19 protein-coding genes are annotated in these 19,988 nt (G+C 73.1%); 13 read left to right on the top strand and 6 right to left on the bottom strand.

What is annotated here, in order from left to right:
- Window positions 1-7: 7 nt before the first annotated feature.
- Window positions 8-241, bottom strand: a complete 234-nt coding sequence (locus tag ACZ4FH_RS03320; RefSeq protein WP_383644314.1) for an Lrp/AsnC family transcriptional regulator — start codon at window positions 239-241, stop codon at window positions 8-10.
- Between the two features lie 327 nt (window positions 242-568).
- Here ACZ4FH_RS03320 and ACZ4FH_RS03315 point away from each other — a divergent pair, with 327 nt between their 5' ends.
- Entirely contained in the window at window positions 569-1,540 is a 972-nt protein-coding gene (locus ACZ4FH_RS03315; protein ID WP_467301893.1) for a thiamine-phosphate kinase, read from the top strand.
- Between the two features lie 10 nt (window positions 1,541-1,550).
- Window positions 1,551-2,360 carry a bifunctional hydroxymethylpyrimidine kinase/phosphomethylpyrimidine kinase gene (thiD, locus tag ACZ4FH_RS03310; RefSeq protein WP_467301892.1) on the top strand — a complete coding sequence of 270 codons (810 nt, stop codon included), beginning with the start codon at window positions 1,551-1,553 and terminating at the stop codon, window positions 2,358-2,360.
- A 95-nt stretch (window positions 2,361-2,455) separates the two neighbouring features.
- Here thiD and rpmB read toward each other — a convergent pair whose 3' ends face one another.
- Complete coding sequence (gene rpmB / locus ACZ4FH_RS03305) at window positions 2,456-2,641, bottom strand: 50S ribosomal protein L28 (protein ID WP_003965989.1); 186 nt, start codon at window positions 2,639-2,641, stop codon at window positions 2,456-2,458.
- Window positions 2,642-2,898: 257 nt separating this feature from the next.
- Here rpmB and ACZ4FH_RS03300 point away from each other — a divergent pair, with 257 nt between their 5' ends.
- Window positions 2,899-4,521: a DAK2 domain-containing protein gene (locus ACZ4FH_RS03300; RefSeq protein WP_467301891.1), complete on the top strand. Its 1,623-nt coding sequence runs from the start codon at window positions 2,899-2,901 to the stop codon at window positions 4,519-4,521.
- Window positions 4,522-4,657: 136 nt separating this feature from the next.
- Here the strand turns inward: ACZ4FH_RS03300 and ACZ4FH_RS03295 are convergent, their stop codons facing one another.
- Together ACZ4FH_RS03295 and ACZ4FH_RS03290 are read right to left on the bottom strand one after the other, a co-directional pair.
- Complete coding sequence (locus ACZ4FH_RS03295) at window positions 4,658-7,585, bottom strand: tetratricopeptide repeat protein (RefSeq protein WP_467301890.1); 2,928 nt, start codon at window positions 7,583-7,585, stop codon at window positions 4,658-4,660.
- Window positions 7,582-9,456 (bottom strand): HSP90 family protein, encoded by a 1,875-nt coding sequence (locus ACZ4FH_RS03290; protein WP_467301888.1) that lies wholly within the window; start codon window positions 9,454-9,456, stop codon window positions 7,582-7,584. The genes ACZ4FH_RS03295 and ACZ4FH_RS03290 overlap by 4 nt, the downstream gene beginning before the upstream one ends.
- Before the next feature lie 174 nt (window positions 9,457-9,630).
- On the opposite strand from ACZ4FH_RS03290, the gene recG reads away from it, so the two are divergent.
- From recG to mutM, 8 genes are all read left to right on the top strand, one after another.
- On the top strand, window positions 9,631-11,868 hold the full coding sequence (gene recG / locus ACZ4FH_RS03285; protein WP_467301887.1) for an ATP-dependent DNA helicase RecG: 2,238 nt from the start codon (window positions 9,631-9,633) through the stop codon (window positions 11,866-11,868).
- A 173-nt stretch (window positions 11,869-12,041) separates the two neighbouring features.
- Window positions 12,042-12,626, top strand: a complete 585-nt coding sequence (rsmD, locus tag ACZ4FH_RS03280; protein ID WP_383644293.1) for a 16S rRNA (guanine(966)-N(2))-methyltransferase RsmD — start codon at window positions 12,042-12,044, stop codon at window positions 12,624-12,626.
- 26 nt (window positions 12,627-12,652) lie between these two features.
- Window positions 12,653-13,132 (top strand): pantetheine-phosphate adenylyltransferase, encoded by a 480-nt coding sequence (gene coaD, locus ACZ4FH_RS03275; RefSeq protein ID WP_467302415.1) that lies wholly within the window; start codon window positions 12,653-12,655, stop codon window positions 13,130-13,132.
- Window positions 13,133-13,230: 98 nt separating this feature from the next.
- Window positions 13,231-14,385 (top strand): ATP synthase subunit B family protein, encoded by a 1,155-nt coding sequence (locus ACZ4FH_RS03270; RefSeq protein ID WP_467301885.1) that lies wholly within the window; start codon window positions 13,231-13,233, stop codon window positions 14,383-14,385.
- A gap of 217 nt (window positions 14,386-14,602) precedes the next feature.
- A complete protein-coding gene (locus ACZ4FH_RS03265; RefSeq protein WP_383644594.1) occupies window positions 14,603-15,211 on the top strand; it encodes a YceD family protein in 609 nt (202 codons plus the stop codon).
- Between the two features lie 2 nt (window positions 15,212-15,213).
- Complete coding sequence (rpmF, locus tag ACZ4FH_RS03260; protein WP_003965982.1) at window positions 15,214-15,387, top strand: 50S ribosomal protein L32; 174 nt, start codon at window positions 15,214-15,216, stop codon at window positions 15,385-15,387.
- Between the two features lie 19 nt (window positions 15,388-15,406).
- A complete protein-coding gene (gene rnc, locus ACZ4FH_RS03255; protein ID WP_383644287.1) occupies window positions 15,407-16,228 on the top strand; it encodes a ribonuclease III in 822 nt (273 codons plus the stop codon).
- Window positions 16,229-16,314: 86 nt separating this feature from the next.
- A complete protein-coding gene (gene mutM, locus ACZ4FH_RS03250; RefSeq protein WP_467301883.1) occupies window positions 16,315-17,181 on the top strand; it encodes a bifunctional DNA-formamidopyrimidine glycosylase/DNA-(apurinic or apyrimidinic site) lyase in 867 nt (288 codons plus the stop codon).
- On the opposite strand, the gene ACZ4FH_RS03245 is transcribed toward mutM, so the two are convergent.
- Both ACZ4FH_RS03245 and ACZ4FH_RS03240 read right to left on the bottom strand, forming a co-directional pair.
- Window positions 17,178-17,600, bottom strand: coding sequence for a winged helix-turn-helix transcriptional regulator (locus ACZ4FH_RS03245; protein ID WP_467301881.1), 423 nt, complete (start codon window positions 17,598-17,600; stop codon window positions 17,178-17,180). The two genes, mutM and ACZ4FH_RS03245, sit on opposite strands and share 4 nt — an antisense overlap.
- A gap of 127 nt (window positions 17,601-17,727) precedes the next feature.
- On the bottom strand, window positions 17,728-18,720 hold the full coding sequence (locus tag ACZ4FH_RS03240) for a CAP domain-containing protein (RefSeq protein WP_467301879.1): 993 nt from the start codon (window positions 18,718-18,720) through the stop codon (window positions 17,728-17,730).
- A gap of 144 nt (window positions 18,721-18,864) precedes the next feature.
- Here ACZ4FH_RS03240 and ACZ4FH_RS03235 point away from each other — a divergent pair, with 144 nt between their 5' ends.
- On the top strand, window positions 18,865-19,146 hold the full coding sequence (locus ACZ4FH_RS03235) for an acylphosphatase (protein WP_026242487.1): 282 nt from the start codon (window positions 18,865-18,867) through the stop codon (window positions 19,144-19,146).
- A gap of 440 nt (window positions 19,147-19,586) precedes the next feature.
- Window positions 19,587-19,799 (top strand): hypothetical protein, encoded by a 213-nt coding sequence (locus ACZ4FH_RS03230; protein ID WP_383644275.1) that lies wholly within the window; start codon window positions 19,587-19,589, stop codon window positions 19,797-19,799.
- The last annotated feature ends 189 nt before the right edge of the window (window positions 19,800-19,988 follow it).

Raw genomic sequence — 19,988 nt, 5'->3', positions numbered from 1 at the left:
ACGGGGGCTACAGGTGAACGACCGGGCAGGTCAGGGTTCGGGTGATGCCGTCCACTTGCTGGACCTTGGCGACCACCATGCGTCCGAGTTCATCGACCGTGTCGGCCTGGGCACGCACGATCACGTCGTAGGGGCCGGTGACGTCCTCTGCCTGGATCACTCCCGGAATCCTGGAGATGGTCTCGGCGACGGTCGACGCCTTGCCCACCTCGGTCTGAATAAGGATGTACGCCTGTACCACGGAACCTCCAGGGCGGCCACGAGGATCATGTGGGGGAAAGGGACGCCACGTTATCGCGTCGTCGCGCGCCGCGGGGAGACCTGGGGGCCGGAAGACGTCCACAGCGTGGCGTACGGAACGCACAGGTTGACGTATTCCTTGACGGTACCGACCGCGGCCGGGGCCCGCGACCGCGCGTCCGGCGACGCGGACGGGGGCCGGACCATGCCCGTGACCAGCAAGACCGGCCGTACGCGCCGGCGACCGCGCTCCACGACCGGGCGGGCACCCGGACCGCTGGAGCAGGCCGGACGCCCGTCCGGCCCCATCGATGAGAGGTGAGACTCGGTGAAGGGAACCGTGGGCGAGTTGGGGGAGTTCGGCCTCATCAGGGAGCTGACGTCCCGGCTGACCACCACTCCGGCGGTACGGCTGGGGCCCGGCGACGACGCCGCGGTCGTGACCGCCCCCGACCGCAGGGTCGTGGCCAGCACGGACATCCTGCTGGAGGGACGGCACTTCCGGCGCGACTGGTCGACGGCGTACGACGTCGGCCGCAAGGCCGCCGCGCAGAACCTCGCCGACATCGCCGCCATGGGGGCCGTGCCCACCGCGCTGCTCCTCGGCCTGGTCACCCCGGCCGAACTCCCGGTCACCTGGGCCGGCGAGCTGATGGACGGCATCCGTGACGAGTGCCAGGTCGCCGGGGCCGCCGTGGTCGGCGGCGACGTGGTGCGCGGCGACACCATCACCGTGGCGATCACCGCGCTCGGCGATCTGCGCAACCACGAACCGGTCACCCGGGCCGGCGCCCAGCCCGGCGACGTCGTCGCCGTCACCGGCTGGCTCGGCTGGTCCGCCGCCGGATACGCCGTGCTCTCCCGAGGCTTCCGCTCGCCCCGCGCCTTCGTCGAGGCCCACCGCCGCCCCGAACCGCCCTACCACGCGGGCCCCGCGGCGGCCGGCCTCGGCGCCACCGCGATGACCGACGTCAGCGACGGGCTCGTCGCCGACCTGGGACACATCGCCGAGGCCAGCAAGGTCCGCATCGACCTGCGCTCCGGCTCCATCGACATCCCCTCGCAGATGTCCGACATCGGCCAGGCCGTCGGCGTCGACCCGCTCCAGTGGGTGCTCACCGGGGGAGAGGACCACGCGATCGTCGCCACGTTCCCGCCGGACGTGAAGCTGCCGGCCCGCTGGAAGGTGATCGGCGAGGTCGTCAACCCCTCGGCGCTGCCGCAGGTGACGGTCGACGGGGCGCCCTGGACCAGCACCAGCGGCTGGGACCACTTCGGCGGCATCGAGGACGCCCAGTAGATTGCGGCCCATGCCGATACCTTCCACAGCGCCTCCCCGTGTGCTCACCGTCGCCGGATCCGATTCCGGCGGCGGTGCGGGCATCCAGGCCGATCTGAAGACCATGCTGGCCTTCGGCGTCCACGGGACGAGCGTGCTGACCGCCGTCACCGCGCAGAACTCACGGGGCGTCCAGGGCGCCTGGGAGCTGCCCGCGGACGCCGTGCGCGCCCAGTACCGCAGCGTCATGGACGACATCGGGGCCGACGCCGTCAAGACCGGCATGCTCGCCTCGGCGGAGCTGGTCGAGACCGTCGCCGCGCTGCTCGCCGGGACCGGCGCCCCGGCCGTCGTCGACCCCGTCGGCGTCTCCAAGCACGGGGATCCGCTGCTCGCCGCCGAGGCGCTGGACTCGGTGCGTACGAAACTGCTGCCGGTCGCCACCGTCGCCACCCCGAACCTCGACGAAGTGGCCCAGCTCACCGGGATCACCGTCACCGACGAGGCCGGAATGCGCCGGGCCGCGGCCGCCCTGCTGGAGCACGGGCCGCGCTGGGTGGTGATCAAGGGCGGGCATCTGCCGGGCGACCCCGTCGACCTGCTCACCGACGGCACCGAGGAGCACTGGCTGCGCGCCCCCCGCCACGACAACCGCCACACCCACGGAACGGGCTGCACGCTCGCCTCCGCCATCGCCTGCGGACTGGCCACCGGCCAGGACGTGCCCACGGCCGTACGGGCCGCCAAGGCCTATGTCACCGGGGCGATCGCCGCGGGCTTCCCGCTCGGCTCCGGGATCGGCCCCGTCGACCACGCCTGGCGGCTGCGCGACCCCCGCTGAGCGGCCGGGCCCGGATCCGCGCACAGCAAAAAGCCGGTCCACCGAGATGGACCGGCTTTTTGGGCAACCGGTAGGGCTGCGCTACGACGGGAACGTCAGCGCGCGACCTTGCCGGCCTTGATGCACGAGGTGCAGACGTTGAGCCGCTTCGGCGTCCGCCCGACCACGGCACGCACGCGCTGGATGTTGGGATTCCAGCGACGGGACGTACGGCGGTGCGAGTGCGAAATGCTGTTGCCGAAGCTCGGCCCCTTGCCGCAAACGTCGCAGTTGGCAGCCACGGGTCACTCCAAAACTTCAGATGCACTTACAGTGAATTCCGGCACGCCGGATTCATTGGATGAAGTGGCGGTACCGGGGGAATGTCCCGACTTACGTCGGGCAACCGAAGCAGCATACAACGGCTGCGTCGGAGATACGAAACTACCATGGGTTCGGCGGCCGCCCGCCCCGCCCCTGGAGCCGGGCCGGACGCCGGCCGGGACTACTCTGCGGTGCAGCCCGCCGCCCCGGTACGCGTTTCGAGGAGGACCATCAGGTGTCGCAGACCGCGGACGACCTGGACGCCGACGCGGTGCGCACCTGGTGCTCACGGGCGCTGGACGCGCTGGGCCGGGAACGCGAGGCCATCGACGCGATCAACGTCTATCCCGTCGCCGACGGCGACACCGGCACCAACCTCTATCTGACCGTGGAATCCGCGGCGGCCGCCGTCGAGGCCGTCTTCGCCGCCCACGAGACCGGACCGCTGGCCCCCTCCACCGCCGACGTGGTGCGCGCCATGGCCCACGGGGCGCTGATCGGCGCCCGGGGCAACTCCGGCACGATCCTGGCGCAGCTGCTGCGCGGCATGGCCGGGGTGCTCGCCGACGGGACCGGACCCGGCCCGCTGCGCCTGGCCCTGGCCCGCGCCGCCGTCTCGGCCCGCGAGGCCGTCGCCCACCCCGTCGAGGGCACCGTCCTCACCGTGGCCACCGCGGCCGCGGAGGCCGCCGCGCGGACCCCGGACGACGCCACGGCCGCCGCGGTGGCCACCGCCGCCCACGCGGGCGCCCGCACGGCCCTGGACGCCACCCCCGGCCAGCTCGCGGTCCTCGGCAGGGCCGGGGTCGTGGACGCGGGCGGACGCGGACTCGTCGCGGTGCTCGGAGCCCTGGTCGAGGCGGTCACCGGACAGCCCCCGGAGCCGGTGGCCCCGACGGCGCCCGTCCCCGTCCCGGTCCTGGACTGCCCCTCGGCCGACGGACCGCAGGACGGCCCGGCCTTCGAGGTCATCTACCTGCTGGAGGCCGAGGACGCCGCCGTGGAGCGGCTGCGCACCCGGCTCGACGCCCTCGGGGACTCCCTCGTCGTCGTCGGCGGCGACGGACTGTGGAACGTCCATGTCCACGTCGACGACGCGGGCGCGGCGGTGGAGGCCGGTGTGGAAGCCGGCCGGCCGCACCGCATCCGGATCACCCACTTCGCCGCCGACCGCGGCCACGCCCGCCCCGAACCCGCCCAGCGCGCCGTCGTCGTGGTCGTCCCCGGCGACGGGCTCGCCGGCCTCTGCGCGGAGGCCGGGGCCACCACCGTGCTCGCCCGGCCCGGCGAACCCCTCGCCAGCGGCGAACTCGCCGACGCCATCCGCCGCGCGCACGCCCGCGAGGTGGTGCTGCTGCCCAACGACGGGGAACTGCGCCACACCGCGGCCGCCGCCGCCGAACAGGCCAGGGCCGCCGGCATCCGGGTCGCCCTCGTCCCGACCCGGGCCGCCGTCCAGGGCATCGCCGCCCTCGCCGTCCACGAACCGGACCGCAGCTTCGACGAGGACGTGGTCGCCATGACCGCCGCCGCCGGAGCCACCCGCTACGCCGAACTCGCCGTCGCCGAACGGCAGTCCTGGACCATGGCCGGCATCTGCCAGGCCGGCGACATCCTGGGCCTCATCGACGGCGACGTCGCCGTCATCGGCGAGGACATCCCCGCCACCGCCCGCGCGGTCCTGGACCGCATGCTCGCCGCCGGCGGCGAACTGGTCACCCTCGTCCTCGGCGAGGACGTCCCCGACAGCCTCGCGCACCTGCTGGAGGAGCACGTCCGCGAGGGCTATCTCGCCGTCGACACCGTGGTGTACCGGGGCGGCCACCAGTGCGCGCCCCTCCTGATCGGGGTGGAGTAGGGCCGGAGCGCGATGCCCGGTGCGGCGGCTCGCGGCGCCGGCGGGACGCCCGGCCGGCTCCGCACCGGGCACCCCGCCCCTCCGGACGGGCCCCACGACCCGTCCGGTGCGGGCCCAGGAGCTGTCCGGGCCGGGCTCAGGACCGTCCCGCCCCCGTCACGTACGCCCGCAGCGACTCCGCCTCCGCGCGCCGGGCGTCCGCCGTCTCGTCGGTGTCCGGCGGGACGCCCTCGTACGCGGCGACGACGGCGGCGGCCCGGCGCAGCGCGCCCTCCGGGCGGCCGAGGTCGGCCTCCAGCCAGGCGGCCATCAGCTCCGCGGCGGTCCGCTGCGCCGTCGCCTCCGGGCCTGCCGGGGCGAGGACGGCCACGGCGCGGTCGACCAGGCCGAGGGCTTCCTCGTAGGCCAGCCTGGCCGGGTCGTCCGGGGCCTCGCCCGGATCCTCCTCGCAGGCGTGGGCGATCAGTTCGGCCGTCTGACGGCAGGTGTCCGCCAGCTCCTCACGGAGTCCGGCCTCCTCGCAGACGCGCTCGGCCTCGGCCATGAACGCGCGGGCGGGGGCGAGCCCCGGCCGGCCCTCACGGATCGCGATCCAGGCCCGGACCCGCAGGGTGCGGACCAGCGGGGCCGTCTCGCCCAGCTCCCGCCACAGCTCACCGGCGCGGGTGTAGGCCAGGTCCGCCTCGGGATTCAGCTCGGCCCGGTAGAGCGCCTGCCCGGCCAGCTGGGCGAGCATCGCGTGGTCGTGCTGCTCCGGCCAGCCACGGGCGACATCGGCCGCCCGCAGCCAGTGCTCGGCCGCCGCCCGGGGCTCGTCGAGCGCCATCAGCCCGTCGCCCAGCCACCACAGCGTCTGGACGAGCATGCCCTCCCCGTGGTCCTCGGCGTCGATGTCCGGCAGCACGGACTCCAGGACGGCGGCCGCCTCCGCGGCCCGCCCCAGCCGCAGCAGCCAGCCGCCCAGCTGGTGCCGGGCGTAGACGCCCAACGCCTCGTCCCCGCCCTCGTCCGCCCAGTGCGCCGCGTCCAGCGCGGCCTCCGTCGCCTCCCCGAACCGGCCCGCGTCCGCCACCGTCTCGGCCAGCTGGAGCAGCAGCCGGGCCCGCCCGGCCGCCGGCAGCCGGCTCCCGCCGTGCTCCAGCGCCGCCCGCACCGAACGCTCCGCCGCCTCGTGGTCGCCGAGCTGCGCCTGGATCCGGCCGGCCCGCGCCTCGTACTCGACGGCGAACCAGGGCAGCCCCGCGGCCACCGTCTCGTCGGACGCGCGCGTGTACAGCCCGGCCGCTGCGGGGCCGTCGCCGCCGAACCCGGCGACGTCCGCGAGGAAGCCCAGCACCTCGGCGAGGCGGGAGGGCACCCCGTCCTCGTCCCGCAGCGGCTCGGCGAACTCCAGGGTCTCCCGCGCCGCCCGGTCGAGCGCGGCGACCGCCGCCTCCCCGGCCTTCTCGTCCTCCGCGCGCATCAGCGCCTGCCGGGCGATCCGGGCCCGGCACACCAGCACCCCGCTCGCCTGCCGGGCCGTGGCCGCGCCCCGCGCGTGCAGCGCGAGCGCCCGGACGACCAGCGGCCCGATCTCCCGCGCCGCCTCGTCACCGGCGCCGTCCATCGACAGCAGGAAGGCCCGCCGGGCCAGCGCCGCCACGGCCTCCCCGGCGTCGCCCGCCTCCTCGTACAGCCGGGACGCCGTCGCGAACAGCTCCGCGCCCTCGGCGGCCGGCCGCTCGCCGTCCATCGCCAGATGGTCCGCCAGGCTCGCCCGGTCGTGGACGCCCAGCAGATCCGGCTCCCCGTCCTCCCCGGCCCGGTCCGCGACCGCCTGCCAGGCGGGACCGGCCTGCGGGTCATGGGCGTCCGAGAGCCGCTTCGCCTCGGCCAGCAGCCCGGCCAGATCCGGCGCCGGCGCCTCGGAACGCTCCGCCTCCGGCCGGGGCGCCGGAACGGCCGCGGCCGGAGGCCGCGCCGCCCGGACACCCAGCGGCAGCCGGTCCAGCAGCGGCCGGCGCGCCAGCCGCTCCCGGGTCTGCCCGCCCACGTACCCGTTGCCGTTGCGCTCGTCGAAGCGGGCGGCGAGGGCCAGCGCCCGCGCGCGGGCCTCGACGGCCAGCGTCGCGGCGGTCCACTCGGTACCGGCCGGACCGGGCACCGGCTGCGCCCCGTGCCCCAGCGCGACCAGCCGGTCCATCAGCACGGCCGTCACGGCCAGATAGTCCAGCAGGCTGCCCGGATTGCCGTCGTCGGTGAAGTACGCCGGACGCTCGGCCAGGATCTCCAGCCCCCGCGCCTCGTTGCCGGTCAGCGCGCAGAACTCGATGTGCAGCGCGACCGCGTACCGCATGCTCTCCATCGGCCGCACCAGCCGGTAGCCGCGCAGATGGTGCGCCCTGGCCCGGTCCGCCCGCCCGGTCCGCAGCAGCGGCAGCAGCGAGGCGGCCAGCACCGCGTGGGGCTCGTGCGCACAGGTGTGCTCGCCCTCCAGCACCGGTTCCCAGGCGGCCAGCCCCTCCTCGTCCCGGTCCCGCAGCACGTGCCAGCCGCCCTGCTCGTGCAGTTCGCACGCGTGGCAGTTGGCCATCCGGTCGCGTTCGGCGGCCTGCCACGCGTCGTACGCCCGCCCGGCCCGCTCCATGTCGCCCAGATGCCGGGCGATCTCCAGCTCGCCCTGGTGCACCGCCCGCGCCGAATGGCCCGCGAGGCGGTAGCGGTGCGCCATCTCCGCCTGCCACTTCTCGATGGCGGCGAGCGGGATGTGCGGCTGGTCGACCATGGAACTGGACACCCACTTGAACATCCAGAACAGATGGTGGGTCATGAACGCGTCGAAGTCGTCCGGCCGTTCGTCCCACATCCGCAGCAGCCGCGCGAACGGGACGAACATCTTGTCCTTCTCGGAGCTGTAGTTGTAGACCTGCAGCTGATGGACCAGCGCCTCCACCAGCAGCGGGGCGTCCCCGCTCTGCTCGGCCTCGGCCACCAGCCGCTCCGCGCGGGCGTTGCGGGCGGGCCCCTCGGGCTCGTCCAGCAACTCCCGCAGGGACTGGCGGATCGTCGCGGTGCCGGCGCTCATCGGCCGTCCTCCTGGGGGTGTGCGGGGGAGTTCCCCGGTACGGCGGGTGCGGCCCACTCCAGCAGTCCGGCGAAGGCCCGGTTCAGCAGCGCCGAGTCGGCGGGCCGCAGCGGCCGCTGGGCCATCAGCAGCGCCTGCCCGTACAGCGCCTCCGTGGCGGTCGCCGCCAGCTCCGGGGAGTCCAGCGCGCCGATCCGGCGGATCAGCGGATTGAGATGGTTCAGGACCAGCCGGGCCCGCGGCGCCGAACCCCGCAACGAGCCGAGAATGCCCGCCCACAGCTCGTCCGCCTGCTCCTCGGCCTCCGCCCGCGCCTGCTCGTGACGGGCCGAACGGTCGTCCAGATGCAGCGCCGGCACCGTCAGCGGATGGAAGGCGCGCAGCGCCACGTCGCAGCCCAGCGGATCCAGCCGGGCCCGCGCCGCCGCCAGGAACGGCGCCAGCGCCAGCTCCTCCTGCGGATCGACCGCGTCCAGATGCGCGGTGACGGTGTCCGCGTCCAGCTCCGCCACCACCGTCCCCGGCCGGGCCGAGGGCAGCGCCTCCACCAGTTCGGTGTCGTACGTGTAGCCGCCGTTGACCACCCCGATGCCCTGCGCGGACGCGATCGGCGCGACCTGGCGGAACTCCTCCACGGACCGGGTGAAGTGCACCACCGGATGGCGCCGGGCGAACTCCTCCAGCGACAGCCGGCCGTCCGTCGTCTCGAACGGCAGCCACGGCAGCATCGTGCGCAGCATCGCCCCGTCGTGCCGGGCCAGCGACTTCACGCCCAGATGGTGCACGGACAGGAACTCCGCGAGCCGTTCCGGATCGCCCGCCGCCAGACCCGTCAGCCAGTCCCTGATCCGCTCGCCCAGCGCCTCGCGGACCGCGGCCAGCGTCTCGTCCGCGTACAGCGCCTCCCGCGAGGCCGTCGGCCGCAGGGTGTCCGTGTCGACGACGCACCGGACGAAGAACGCCCACTCCGGCAGCAGCTCGTCCGCCCGGTCCGTGAGCAGCATGCCCTTGAGATGGACCCGGTGGCCCGCGCGCTGCGCCGGACTCACCGCCGACGGCAGCACGTACGCCACCCCGCGGATCCCGGCGAGCGGCAGATCCAGGTCGACGGTGTCGAGCGGCGAGAAGCCGAACAGCTCGTGGCAGTGGCGGGCGAGCGCCACCCGCCGCGCCGCCGGGCTCGGATGCGCGCGGTCCCACGGGGCCGGCAGATCGGTGACGGCCACGTCGCCGACCCGTACGTCGTACGGCAGCAGCGAACCGAAGTCCCGGGCCAGCGCGCGCACCCGCTCCTCGGACAGCCAGTCGCCGGAGCCCGGCCGGGCCGTCAGATGCACCGTCGTGCCCGGCTCCGGACGCGCCTCGTCGGGCAGCGTACGCACGGTGTACGAACCGTCGTCGCGGGCGCACCACTCCACCGGCGGCGCACCGGGCGTCCGCGCCGAGCGGCTCACCACCCGGATCTCCGCGGCGACCACGAAACAGGCGAGCAGCCCGATCCCGAACTGGCCCAGGAACTCCGCCCGAGCCGAGGCCAGCCCCTCGGCGCCGTCCCGTTTGGAACTGCGCCCGATCGTGGCGAGCAGGCTGTGCACATCGGACTCGGTCAGCCCGATGCCGCTGTCCTCGACGCGCAGCCGGCCGTCCCCGGCGTACAGGCGCACCAGCGCGGGGGCGTCCGGCTGTTCGGAGCGCCGGGCCGTGAGGGCGTCCACGGCGTTCTGCAGCAGCTCGCGCAGATAGACGCGGGGCGAGGAGTAGAGATGGTGGGAGAGGAGATCGACCAGACCGCGCAGATCCACCTGGAAGGTGTGCGGCTGCCGGGCGGCGGGGTCGAAGGACGCGGAATTCGCTGAGTTCTCAGATGTCATTCGTCGCAGCGCCGGTGGGGGGACTTGCGACAGCGCGGGTCGGGCGATCCCCCGCGGGGCGATCGCGAACGAGAGCGTGGGAGCCGATCCTAGGGGGCGGGCGACAAATCTGACCAGCGGTTTCGCAGGGCTCCGGTGGCGTCCCCGGCACGTCTGTCAGTGGAGTGGTGTGCAATGGATCGCGTGTCTGCGTTCGACGAACCCCTCAAGAAGCTCCTCGGCGGTGCCACCGCGAAGGTGATGGCCGAGCACCTCGACCTGCACACGGTCGGTGATCTGCTGCACCACTACCCGCGGCGGTACGAGGAGCGGGGGCGGCTCACGGCGCTGACCGATCTCCCGCTCGACGAGCACGTGACGGTCGTCGCCCAGGTCGCCGACGCCCGGGTGCTGACGTTCAACGGCGGCCGGGGCAGCGGCAAGCGCCTCGAAGTCACGCTCACCGACGGCCACGGCCGGCTCCAGCTCGTCTTCTTCGGCCACGGCGTCCACAAACCGCACAAGGAGCTGCTGCCGGGCCGGCGCGCCATGTTCGCCGGCAAGGTCTCCGTCTTCAACCGCAAGACGCAGCTCGCCCACCCCACCTACCAGCTGCTCGACGCCGACCCGGCCGACGAGAGCGGCGCCGCCGAGGCCGTGGACGCCTTCGCGGGCCGGCTGCTGCCGATCTACCCCGCCTGCAAGCAGCTCGACTCCTGGCGGATCGCCAAGGCGGTCGACGCCGTGCTGCCCAGCGCCCGGGAGGCCGTCGACCCGCTGCCCCCGGCGCTGCGCGAGGGCCGCGGCTTCGCCGCGCTGCCCGAGGCCCTGCTGAAGATCCACCGGCCGCAGACCAAGGCCGACATCGCCGAGGCCAGGGAGCGGCTGAAGTGGGACGAGGCCTTCGTCCTCCAGGTCGCCCTGGCCCGCCGGAGGCACACGGAGACCCAGCTGCCCGCCACCGCCCGCCGGCCCGTCCCCGACGGACTCCTCGACGCCTTCGACGCCAAGCTCCCCTTCACCCTCACCGACGGCCAGCGGAAGGTCTCGAAGGAGATCTTCGACGACCTCGCCACCGAGCACCCCATGCACCGCCTCCTCCAGGGGGAGGTCGGTTCCGGGAAGACCATGGTGGCCCTGCGCGCCATGCTCGCGGTCGTGGACGCCGGCGGCCAGGCCGCGATGCTCGCCCCCACCGAGGTCCTCGCCCAGCAGCACCACCGCTCGGTCACCGAGATGATGGGGGAGCTGGCCGAAGGCGGCATGCTGGGCGGCGCCGAGCTGGGCACGAAGGTCGTGCTGCTCACCGGATCGATGGGGACCGCCGCCCGCCGGCAGGCGCTGCTCGACCTGGTCACCGGCGAGGCCGGCATCGTCATCGGGACGCACGCGCTGATCGAGGACAAGGTCAAGTTCCACGACCTGGGCCTGGTCGTCGTGGACGAGCAGCACCGCTTCGGGGTCGAACAGCGCGACGCCCTTCGGTCCAAGGCGCACTCCCAGGGGGAGAAGAGGTCCCCCCATCTGCTCGTCATGACCGCGACCCCCATCCCCCGGACGGTCGCCATGACCGTCTTCGGGGACCTGGAGACCTCCGTCCTCGACCAGCTCCCGGCCGGCCGCTCACCCATCGCCAGCCATGTCGTCCCCGCCAAGGACAAGCCCCACTTCCTCAGCCGCGCCTGGGAACGGGTCCGCGAGGAGGTGGAGAACGGCCACCAGGCCTATGTCGTCTGCCCCCGCATCGGCGACGACGAGGACGACTCGGCCAAGAAGAAGGGGAAGAAGTCCGCCGAGGAGGAGGCCACGGCGGACAAGCGCCCCCCGCTCGCCGTCCTGGACATCGCCGAGCAGCTCGCCAAGGGCCCCCTGCACGGTCTGCGCATCGAGGTGCTGCACGGCAGGATGCAGCCGGACGACAAGGACGACGTGATGCGCCGCTTCGCCGCCGGCGACGTCGACGTCCTCGTCGCCACCACCGTCATCGAGGTCGGCGTCAACGTCCCCAACGCCACCGCCATGGTGATCATGGACGCCGACCGCTTCGGCGTCTCCCAGCTCCACCAGCTCCGCGGCCGGGTCGGCCGCGGCTCCGCCCCCGGGCTCTGCCTGCTGGTCAGCGAGGCCCACGAGGCGAGCCCCGCCCGCGCCCGGCTCTCCGCCGTCGCCGCCACCCTCGACGGCTTCGAGCTCTCCCGCATCGACCTCGAACAGCGCCGCGAGGGCGACGTCCTCGGCCAGGCCCAGTCCGGCGTGCGGTCCTCACTGCGGGTCCTCAGCGTCATCGACGACGAGGAGGTCATCGCCGCCGCCCGCCAGGAGGCCGCCGCCGTCGTCGCCGCCGACCCGGAGCTGGAGCACCTGCCGGAGCTGCGCACCGCGCTCGACGCCCTGGTCGACAAGGAGCGCGAGGAGTACCTGGACAAGGGCTGAGCGCGTGCCGGCGGACCCGCGACCGGGCCCGGGGGGGTCCGGACGGGGGCCAGCCCCCACGCTCCGGGCCGGGGACACGCCCCGGGGCGCCCGGCCTCCGCCGACGCCATATCGTGGGGTGCACGGCGGCCGCAGCACCCTGCCCGCCGCCCCGAACCGAGGACCAGACACCCATGACCCGCGTGATCGCAGGCGTGGCCGGCGGACGCCGCCTGGCCGTCCCGCCCGGCACCGGCACCCGCCCCACCTCCGACCGCGCGCGCGAAGGCCTGTTCTCCACCTGGCAGGCGCTCCTCGGCACCCTCGACGGCATGCGGATCGCCGACCTCTACGCCGGTTCGGGGGCCGTCGGCCTCGAAGCGCTCTCCCGCGGCGCCGCCCACGCCCTGCTCGTGGAGGCCGACGCCGGTGCCGTCCGCACGGTCCGCGACAACGTCCGCACGCTGGGCCTGCCCGGCGCCGAGGTCCGGGCGGGCAAAGCCGAACAGATCGTGACAGGCCCGCCCCCGGCCGACCCGTACGACATCGTCTTCCTCGACCCGCCCTACGCCGTCACGGACGACGATCTTGGCGAGATCCTGCTCACACTCCGTGCCCAGGGGTGGCTCGCGGACGATGCGCTCGTCACCGTGGAACGCAGCACCAGAGGCGGAGAATTCGGCTGGCCGGACGGCTTCGAACCACTGCGGGCCCGCCGCTACGGCGAGGGAACGCTTTGGTACGGTCGCGCCGCCGCTCCGTGCGAAGACGCACGATGACCGGACCGGAGAGCGAGGGAACCAAGTTGCGCCGCGCCGTCTGCCCGGGGTCGTTCGACCCCATCACCAACGGACATCTCGACATCATCGGCCGCGCCTCGAAGCTGTACGACGTCGTACATGTCGCGGTGATGATCAACCAGTCCAAAAAGGGTCTGTTCACGGTCGACGAGCGGATCGACCTGATCCGCCAGGTCACCGCGGACTTCGGCAACGTCCAGGTCGAGTCCTTCCACGGACTGCTGGTCGACTTCTGCAAGCAGCGCGACATCCCGGCGATCGTGAAGGGCCTGCGGGCCGTCAGCGACTTCGACTACGAACTCCAGATGGCCCAGATGAACAACGGGCTCTCGGGCGTCGAAACGCTCTTCGTGCCGACCAATCCGACCTACAGCTTCCTGTCGTCCTCGCTGGTCAAGGAGGTGGCGACCTGGGGCGGCGACGTCTCGCACCTGCTGCCGCCCCCGGTCCACGCCGCCCTGACGGAGCGCCTCGCCGGCCGGTGAGGCCCTGACGGCACGTCACCCGGTGTCGGGCGGGCACCGACTGGCCGTACAGTCGTCCCGTCCGTCTCCAATCCGCAGTAGAGAGTGGCGAGCACACGGTGGACGTGCAGAAGAAGCTCGACGAGATCGTCGAAGCGGTCGGGAACGCCCGGTCGATGCCCATGTCGGCGTCCTGCGTGGTCAACCGCGCCGACCTGCTCGCGATGCTCGAAGAGGTGCGCGAGGCCCTGCCCGGCTCGCTCGCCCAGGCCGCCGAGGTCATCGGCGGGCACGAGCAGCTCGTCGAGCAGGCCCGCCAGGAGGCCGGACGGATCATCGAGTCGGCCCACGCCGAGCGCGGCTCCCTCGTCTCCGACACCGAGGTCGCCCGCCGCGCGCGGGCCGAGGCCGACCGGATCCTCGGCGAGGCCCGCCAGGAGGCCGACGAGGTTCGCTCCGAGGCGGACGAGTACGTCGACAGCAAGCTCGCCAACTTCGAGGTCGTCCTCACCAAGACCATCGGTTCCGTCGACCGCGGCCGCGAGAAGCTGCTCGGCCGGGGCCGGGGCATCGACGAGCACGGCTACGAGGACCCCGATTTCACCGAGGCGCCCGAGCGCAGCGCCGACCCGGAGACGCTCCGGCGCCGCGCCGACGAGTACGTGGACACCAAGCTCGGGGCCTTCGAGGCGGTGCTCGCCAAGACCCTGGAGGCCGTCGGCCGGGGCCGGCAGAAGCTGCACGGCCGGGTCGCCACGGACGAGCTGGGCGCCCACATCGCCGCCCAGGACGCGGCGGGCGACCAGGGCCGCACCAGCGACGAGGACCACTGGGCCGGGCTGGCCGAGATCGCCGCCCCACAGCCGCTCCCGCAGCCCCGGCAGGGCGAGCCCGCGTACGGGGCGCAGCCGGAGCCGCAGTACGCGCAGACGTACGGCTACCAGGACCAGCAGCAGGACGCCTACGGGGACCAGCAGCCCCAGGACGTCTACGGGGACCAGCGGCAGGACGCCTACCAGGAGCCCGTGCGGCAGGACGTCTACGGCTACCCGCAGCAGCCCGATCCCTACGCGGCCTACCAGCAGCAGGGCTACGACCCGAACCAGGGCCAGGCCGTGCCCGTGGCCCAGGGCGGCTACGACGCCTGGCAGCAGCCGGTCCAGGGCGGGCAGCAGCTCCCGCCCCAGGGCGAGGGGGCGCTGGACGAGACCAGCCTCTTCGACACCAGCATGATCGACCTGGACCAGCTCCGCCGCTACGAACAGGGGCGCTGACCGCTCCCCGGCGCCCGGGAGCGGGACGGGGGCGGGGAACGGGGCCGGATTGGGAGCTGGGCGGTGTGTCCAGTATCCTGGCTCTTCGGTCGCGCGTATGTCCGCGATCCCGGCTGCCCGCTTCGACTCCGGACCGGTCGGCCCCCACCCCCCTGACGCGCACGATCCGAAAGCAGGAAGACCCCTGAACGGCAACCTCGACCACCGCAACCCCCTCGTGTTCGATACGCACGAGCTGGGCCGGCGTCCTGGTGCCATGAAGCGGCTGACCCGCACGGTGGACGCCCCGAAGGACTTCGGGATCGACGGGGTCATCGGTGTGCCGGAGGGCGCGCCGGTGGAGCTGGAGCTCCGCCTCGAATCCGTCATGGAGGGTGTGCTCGTCACCGGCACCGCCCGTGCGGCCGCCGAGGGGGAGTGCGTAAGGTGTCTGGAGCCGCTGAGCCTTGAGGTCGAGGCGGACTTCCAGGAAATGTTCTCGTACCCTGACGCCGATGACCGGAACGGTGGCAAGTCCGCCGCCCCGGTCGACGACGCCGAGGACGACGAGGACAGGTTCTTCCTCGAGGACGGCTTGCTCGACCTCGAGTCGGTGCTGCGTGATGCGGTGGTGCTCGCACTGCCGATGCAGCCGGTGTGCAGGGAGACCTGTGCCGGTCTGTGCTCCGAGTGCGGAGTCAGGCTGGACGAGAATCCCGGCCACCACCACGATGCCGTCGACGCTCGTTGGGCGGCACTGCAAGGACTCGCCGAGACCATTCAGGACGGCGAGAAGGACAACATGGGCGGCGCCGGCACCGGCGTCGACGAGAAGCAGGAGAAGTAGCCGTGGCTGTTCCGAAGCGGAAGATGTCGCGCAGCAACACGCGCCACCGCCGGTCGCAGTGGAAGGCTGCGGTCCCCACCCTGGTTTCGTGCGAGCGTTGCCAGGAGCCGAAGCTGCAGCACATCGCGTGCCCCAGCTGCGGCACGTACAACAAGCGCCAGGTCCTCGAGGTCTGAGCGGCTGGTGAGAGGCCCGATGTCTGAGTTGTCCCACGCCAAGAAGCAGGCAGACAACGTCAACACAGCCTCGTCCCACACGCTTCTGGAAGGGCGGCTCGGGTATCACCTCGAGTCCGCCCTTCTGGTGCGTGCGCTGACCCACCGTTCGTACGCATACGAGAACGGCGGTCTGCCCACCAACGAGCGGCTCGAGTTCCTCGGGGACTCGGTGCTCGGTCTGGTGGTCACCGACACGCTGTACCGCACCCACCCCGACCTGCCCGAAGGCCAGCTGGCCAAGTTGCGGGCCGCGGTGGTCAATTCTCGTGCGCTGGCGGAAGTGGGCCGCGGCCTCGAACTCGGCTCCTTCATCCGGCTCGGCCGGGGCGAAGAGGGCACGGGCGGCCGGGACAAGGCCTCCATCCTCGCCGACACCCTCGAAGCGGTGATCGGCGCGGTCTATCTCGATCAGGGCCTCGACGCGGCATCGGAGCTGGTCCACCGGCTCTTCGATCCGCTGATCGACCGGTCCTCGAACCTCGGTGCCGGCCTGGACTGGAAGACCAGTCTCCAGGAGCTGACCGCGAGCGAGAGCCTCGGAGTCCCCGAGTACCTCGTCACGGAGACCGGCCCCGACCACGAGAAGACCTTTACTGCTGCCGCCCGCGTCGGTGGTGTCTCGTACGGCACCGGCACCGGCCGTAGCAAGAAGGAAGCGGAGCAGCAGGCGGCCGAGTCCGCCTGGCGCGAGATCAGCGCCGCCGCGGAAGCACGGGAGGCGGAGGCCAAGGCCGCCGCCGACGGAGGGGCCGCCGACACCCCTGCCGCCCCGTCGTCCACGGACGCCGCTCCGGCCTGACCCACGAGACCCCCCGGTGCGCCCGCGCACCGGGGGGTCTCCGTGCCCGAACCCCACCGCCCCATCTGATCCAGGAGAACCGGACCGTGCCCGAGCTGCCCGAGGTCGAAGTCGTCCGGCGCGGTCTCGCACGCTGGGTCACCGGCCGCACGGTCGGCGCGGTGGAGGTCCTGCACCCGCGCGCCGTCCGCCGTCATCTCGCCGGGGGCGCCGATTTCGCGGCCCGGCTCGCCGGAGCGCGCCTGGGCACGGCGATGCGGCGCGGCAAATACCTCTGGGTGCCCCTCGACGACGCCGACACCTCGCTCCTCGGCCACCTCGGCATGAGCGGCCAGCTCCTCGTCCAGCCCGAGGACGCACCCGACGAGAAGCACCTGAGGGTCAGGGTCCGCTTCGCCGACACCACCGGCACCGAACTCCGCTTCGTCGACCAGCGCACCTTCGGCGGGCTCTCGCTCCACGAGAACACCCCCGACGGACTGCCCGACACCATCGCGCACATCGCCCGCGACCCCCTGGACCCGGCCTTCGACGACGCCGCGTTCCACACCGCGCTCCGCCTGCGCCGCACCACCGTCAAACGCGCCCTGCTCGACCAGTCGCTGATCAGCGGGGTCGGCAACATCTACGCGGACGAGGCGCTCTGGCGCTCCCGGCTGCACTACGACCGGGCGACCGCCACGCTGACCCGGCCGAGGACGGCCGAGCTGCTGGGCCATGTCCGGGACGTGATGAACGCTGCGCTCGCCCAGGGCGGCACCAGTTTCGACAGCCTCTATGTGAACGTGAACGGGGAGTCGGGCTACTTCGACCGCTCGCTCGACGCCTACGGCCGCGAGGACGAGCCCTGCCACCGCTGCGGTACGGCGATGCGACGGCGCCCCTGGATGAACCGGTCGAGCTACTTCTGCCCCCGCTGCCAGCGCCCGCCGCGTCCCGGAGCGCCGGCCTAGGAGGCGTCGGCCGGGGTGCCGTGCGCCGTGTCGTAGCGTGCGCGGGCGTCGAGCACCTCGGACATCCGGCCCTCGACCAGCTCGATGAGGGCCAGCAGCCGGGCGGCGACCTCACGCCCGAGCGGGGTCAGCTCGTAGTCGACCCGGGGCGGATTGGTGGGCTGCGCCTCGCGGTGGACCAGCCCGTCGCGCTCCAGGGCGTGCAGGGTCTGGGAGAGCATCTTCTCGCTCACCCCGTCGACCCGGCGGCGCAGCGCGTTGAACCGGAGGCTTCCCTCGTACAGCGCGCCGAGCGTCAGACTTCCCCAGCGGCCCGTGGCGTGCTCCAGCGTGGAGCGGGAGGGGCACCGCCGGGAGAACACGTCGAAGAGGAGCGCGTCGACCGCTCCGTCGTTCTCGTCGCCGGGGTTCTCGTGCATGGAGACAGCGTACGCCCCACAGCGCTTTCCACGGGTTTGCGCAAACCGTGGGAAAGGCTGTGGGGCGTACGGGGAATCCGTGCCCGGTGGTGCGGGCGGCGGGGCCGGCGGGGGGTCCCGGCCGTCCTCAGAAACCGAAGTCCTGGGTCCACCACGGGCCGCCGGCACCGAAGTGGACGCCGACGCCGAGGGTCGTGTAATCGCAGTTGAGAATGTTTGCCCGGTGGCCCTCGCTGGCCATCCAGGCGTCCATCACGGCCTGGGCGTCGGCCTGGCCGCGGGCGATGTTCTCACCGCCGAGTCCCGTGACACCGGCCGCGGAGGCGCGGTCCCAGGGGGTCTTGCCGTCGGGGTCCGTGTGGTCGAAGAACCCGCGCGCGGCCATGTCGTCGCTGAAGCTCTGGGCCAGCGAGGCGAGCGAGTTGCTCGCCTTGACCGGGGTGCAGCCGACCTTGGCGCGCTCCTGGTTGACGAGGGCGAGCACGGCGGCCTCGGCCGAGGCGGCGGTGCTCGGGGAGGCCGGAGCGGTGGCGGCCTTGACGGCCGTGGACGGGCTGGGCGCGGCGGCGGGCGCCGCGCTCCTCGTCGCCGGGGCGGACGCCGTCGTCTTCTTCGCGGCCGGGGCGGACGAGGTCTTCGCCGCGGCGGCGGACCGCTCGGCCTGCCTGGTCGCGGCGGGTGTCCTGGTCGGGGACGCGGTCTTCGACGGGCTCGCGGAGGCGCTCGCGGACGGGGCCGCGGAGCTGGTCGCGGCCTTGGGCGAGACCGTCCGGGCGGGTGCCTCGGCGCGCTCCGTACCCCGGCTGGCCGGGGCGGAGGAGGTCGCGCGGTCGGCCGGCGCGGTCCGGCCCCCGTCCTGCGACAGCAGATTCGGGGCGGCCTCCGAGCGGACCCGGTCGGTGACCGGGCCGCCGCTCACGGTGGAGCTGTCGCCGCCGGGTATCAGACCGGTGGCCACGGCGACGGCGCCGACGGCCACGGCGGCGGAGACCCCGAGCAGCCCGGTGCGCATCGGCAGGCCGCCGAGCTTCCCCCGGCGCGCGGTCCGGTCGCGGCCCGCGGCCCCGTCGGTGGACTGTTCAGCGGCGGGAGCTGCCGCGGAGCGTCGATGGCGTCCCATCTGCTGTGCCCTTCTGACGATCTGGACGCCGTTGTCGGCGCACCTTTGCTCACCCGAACGAGTGAAGCTATTGCGAGGGGACTGTACGCCATGAGGAATCGGAGGGAAGTGCTCCGAAAGCAATTGGCCGGTTAGCGTTCGGGCATGAACGAAGATGTGCGCCTCACCGCATGGGTACGCGGCCGAGTACAGCAAGTAGGCTTCCGCTGGTTCACCAGGGCAAACGCTTTGGAGATCGGTGGTCTCACCGGATTCGCCCTCAATCTCGACGACGGCCGGGTGCAGGTCGTGGCGGAGGGCCGGCGTGAGAATTGCCACCGCCTGCTCGACTGGCTCCGCTCGGACGACACTCCCGGCCGGGTCGACGGAGTCACTGAGATCTGGGACACGCCGCGCGGCGGATACGAGGGCTTCGCGATCCGCTGATCATGCTCCCCGGGAGGGCGCGGACGGGGCTCGTGTCCGTACCGTGTCCGGCGCGCGCCGCGGGGTGACGGCGGGGCCGCCGGCCTCGCGTACACATGAAATGACCTGCGGAATGTCCTGATGGTTGCCAAGATTCGGTTGCCGTGCCAGGCTGCGGCGACAAGGATGATCCCAGGACCCCCGAGGGCCCCGCAGGAGAGTCGCGCCGCATGATCGTCACCGCCGCGCGCCCCCGGGCCGCCCGCCTCTACGGGGTGTGATCGTGTTGACCGTCAAACTTTTTGGTGAGACGCTGAAATCCCCGCGCACCTCAGCTGTTCGGCAGGGCTGTTTCGCAGCAGAACAGCAGTGCACACAGAGCACTGCCGAGCACCGCGGGTGCGAATCCCTCACGACCCACACCGCATCGGTCGGTCACTCAGTGTGGAGGACCATCCATCATGGCAAAGGCGCTTCTCGGTTACGTCGGCGGTTCCGACCCGCGACTTCTCGCCGAGATGCGACGGCTCCAGCAGCGCGTCCAGGATCTTGAGTCCGAGCTCGTACGGATTCAGGACGAGAACGACGCGCTCAACGCCGCCGCCCAGCACCAGCAGTCGCTGCTCGAAAGCATCGACATCGACGTACCCCAGGCGGAGCCGGCGCTGACCTGACCGCAGGGGCCCTTCTTTCCGGGGCCGGTCGGGTTGTACGCGTCAACCGCACGGGAATCATCGCCGGAACGTCACCGGATCATTGAAGATCAATTGCCGGAATCACCTGCATCACGTGTGCTCCACGGCCGCTGATCTGCTTCTTCATCCGCCGCGTCATTGATCCGGTACGCACGCCTTCAACGGGGC

Source organism: Streptomyces sp. NPDC024555, assembly GCF_055559335.1.
The sequence above is the reverse complement of the archived record's forward strand: the minus strand, read 5'-3'. Positions and strand labels throughout refer to the sequence as shown.

Bases quoted from the DNA above. Each gene is read 5' to 3' on its own strand.
- ACZ4FH_RS03230 (WP_383644275.1), top strand. From the start codon at position 19,587: ATGGCAAAGGCGCTTCTCGGTTACGTCGGCGGTTCCGACCCGCGACTT.
- ACZ4FH_RS03295 (WP_467301890.1), bottom strand. From the start codon at position 7,585: ATGAGCGCCGGCACCGCGACGATCCGCCAGTCCCTGCGGGAGTTGCTG.
- ACZ4FH_RS03240 (WP_467301879.1), bottom strand. From the start codon at position 18,720: ATGGGACGCCATCGACGCTCCGCGGCAGCTCCCGCCGCTGAACAGTCC.
- rsmD (WP_383644293.1), top strand. From the start codon at position 12,042: ATGACCCGCGTGATCGCAGGCGTGGCCGGCGGACGCCGCCTGGCCGTC.
- rnc (WP_383644287.1), top strand. From the start codon at position 15,407: ATGTCTGAGTTGTCCCACGCCAAGAAGCAGGCAGACAACGTCAACACA.
- ACZ4FH_RS03290 (WP_467301888.1), bottom strand. From the start codon at position 9,456: ATGACATCTGAGAACTCAGCGAATTCCGCGTCCTTCGACCCCGCCGCC.
- recG (WP_467301887.1), top strand. From the start codon at position 9,631: ATGGATCGCGTGTCTGCGTTCGACGAACCCCTCAAGAAGCTCCTCGGC.
- ACZ4FH_RS03245 (WP_467301881.1), bottom strand. From the start codon at position 17,600: ATGCACGAGAACCCCGGCGACGAGAACGACGGAGCGGTCGACGCGCTC.
- ACZ4FH_RS03235 (WP_026242487.1), top strand. From the start codon at position 18,865: ATGAACGAAGATGTGCGCCTCACCGCATGGGTACGCGGCCGAGTACAG.
- thiD (WP_467301892.1), top strand. From the start codon at position 1,551: ATGCCGATACCTTCCACAGCGCCTCCCCGTGTGCTCACCGTCGCCGGA.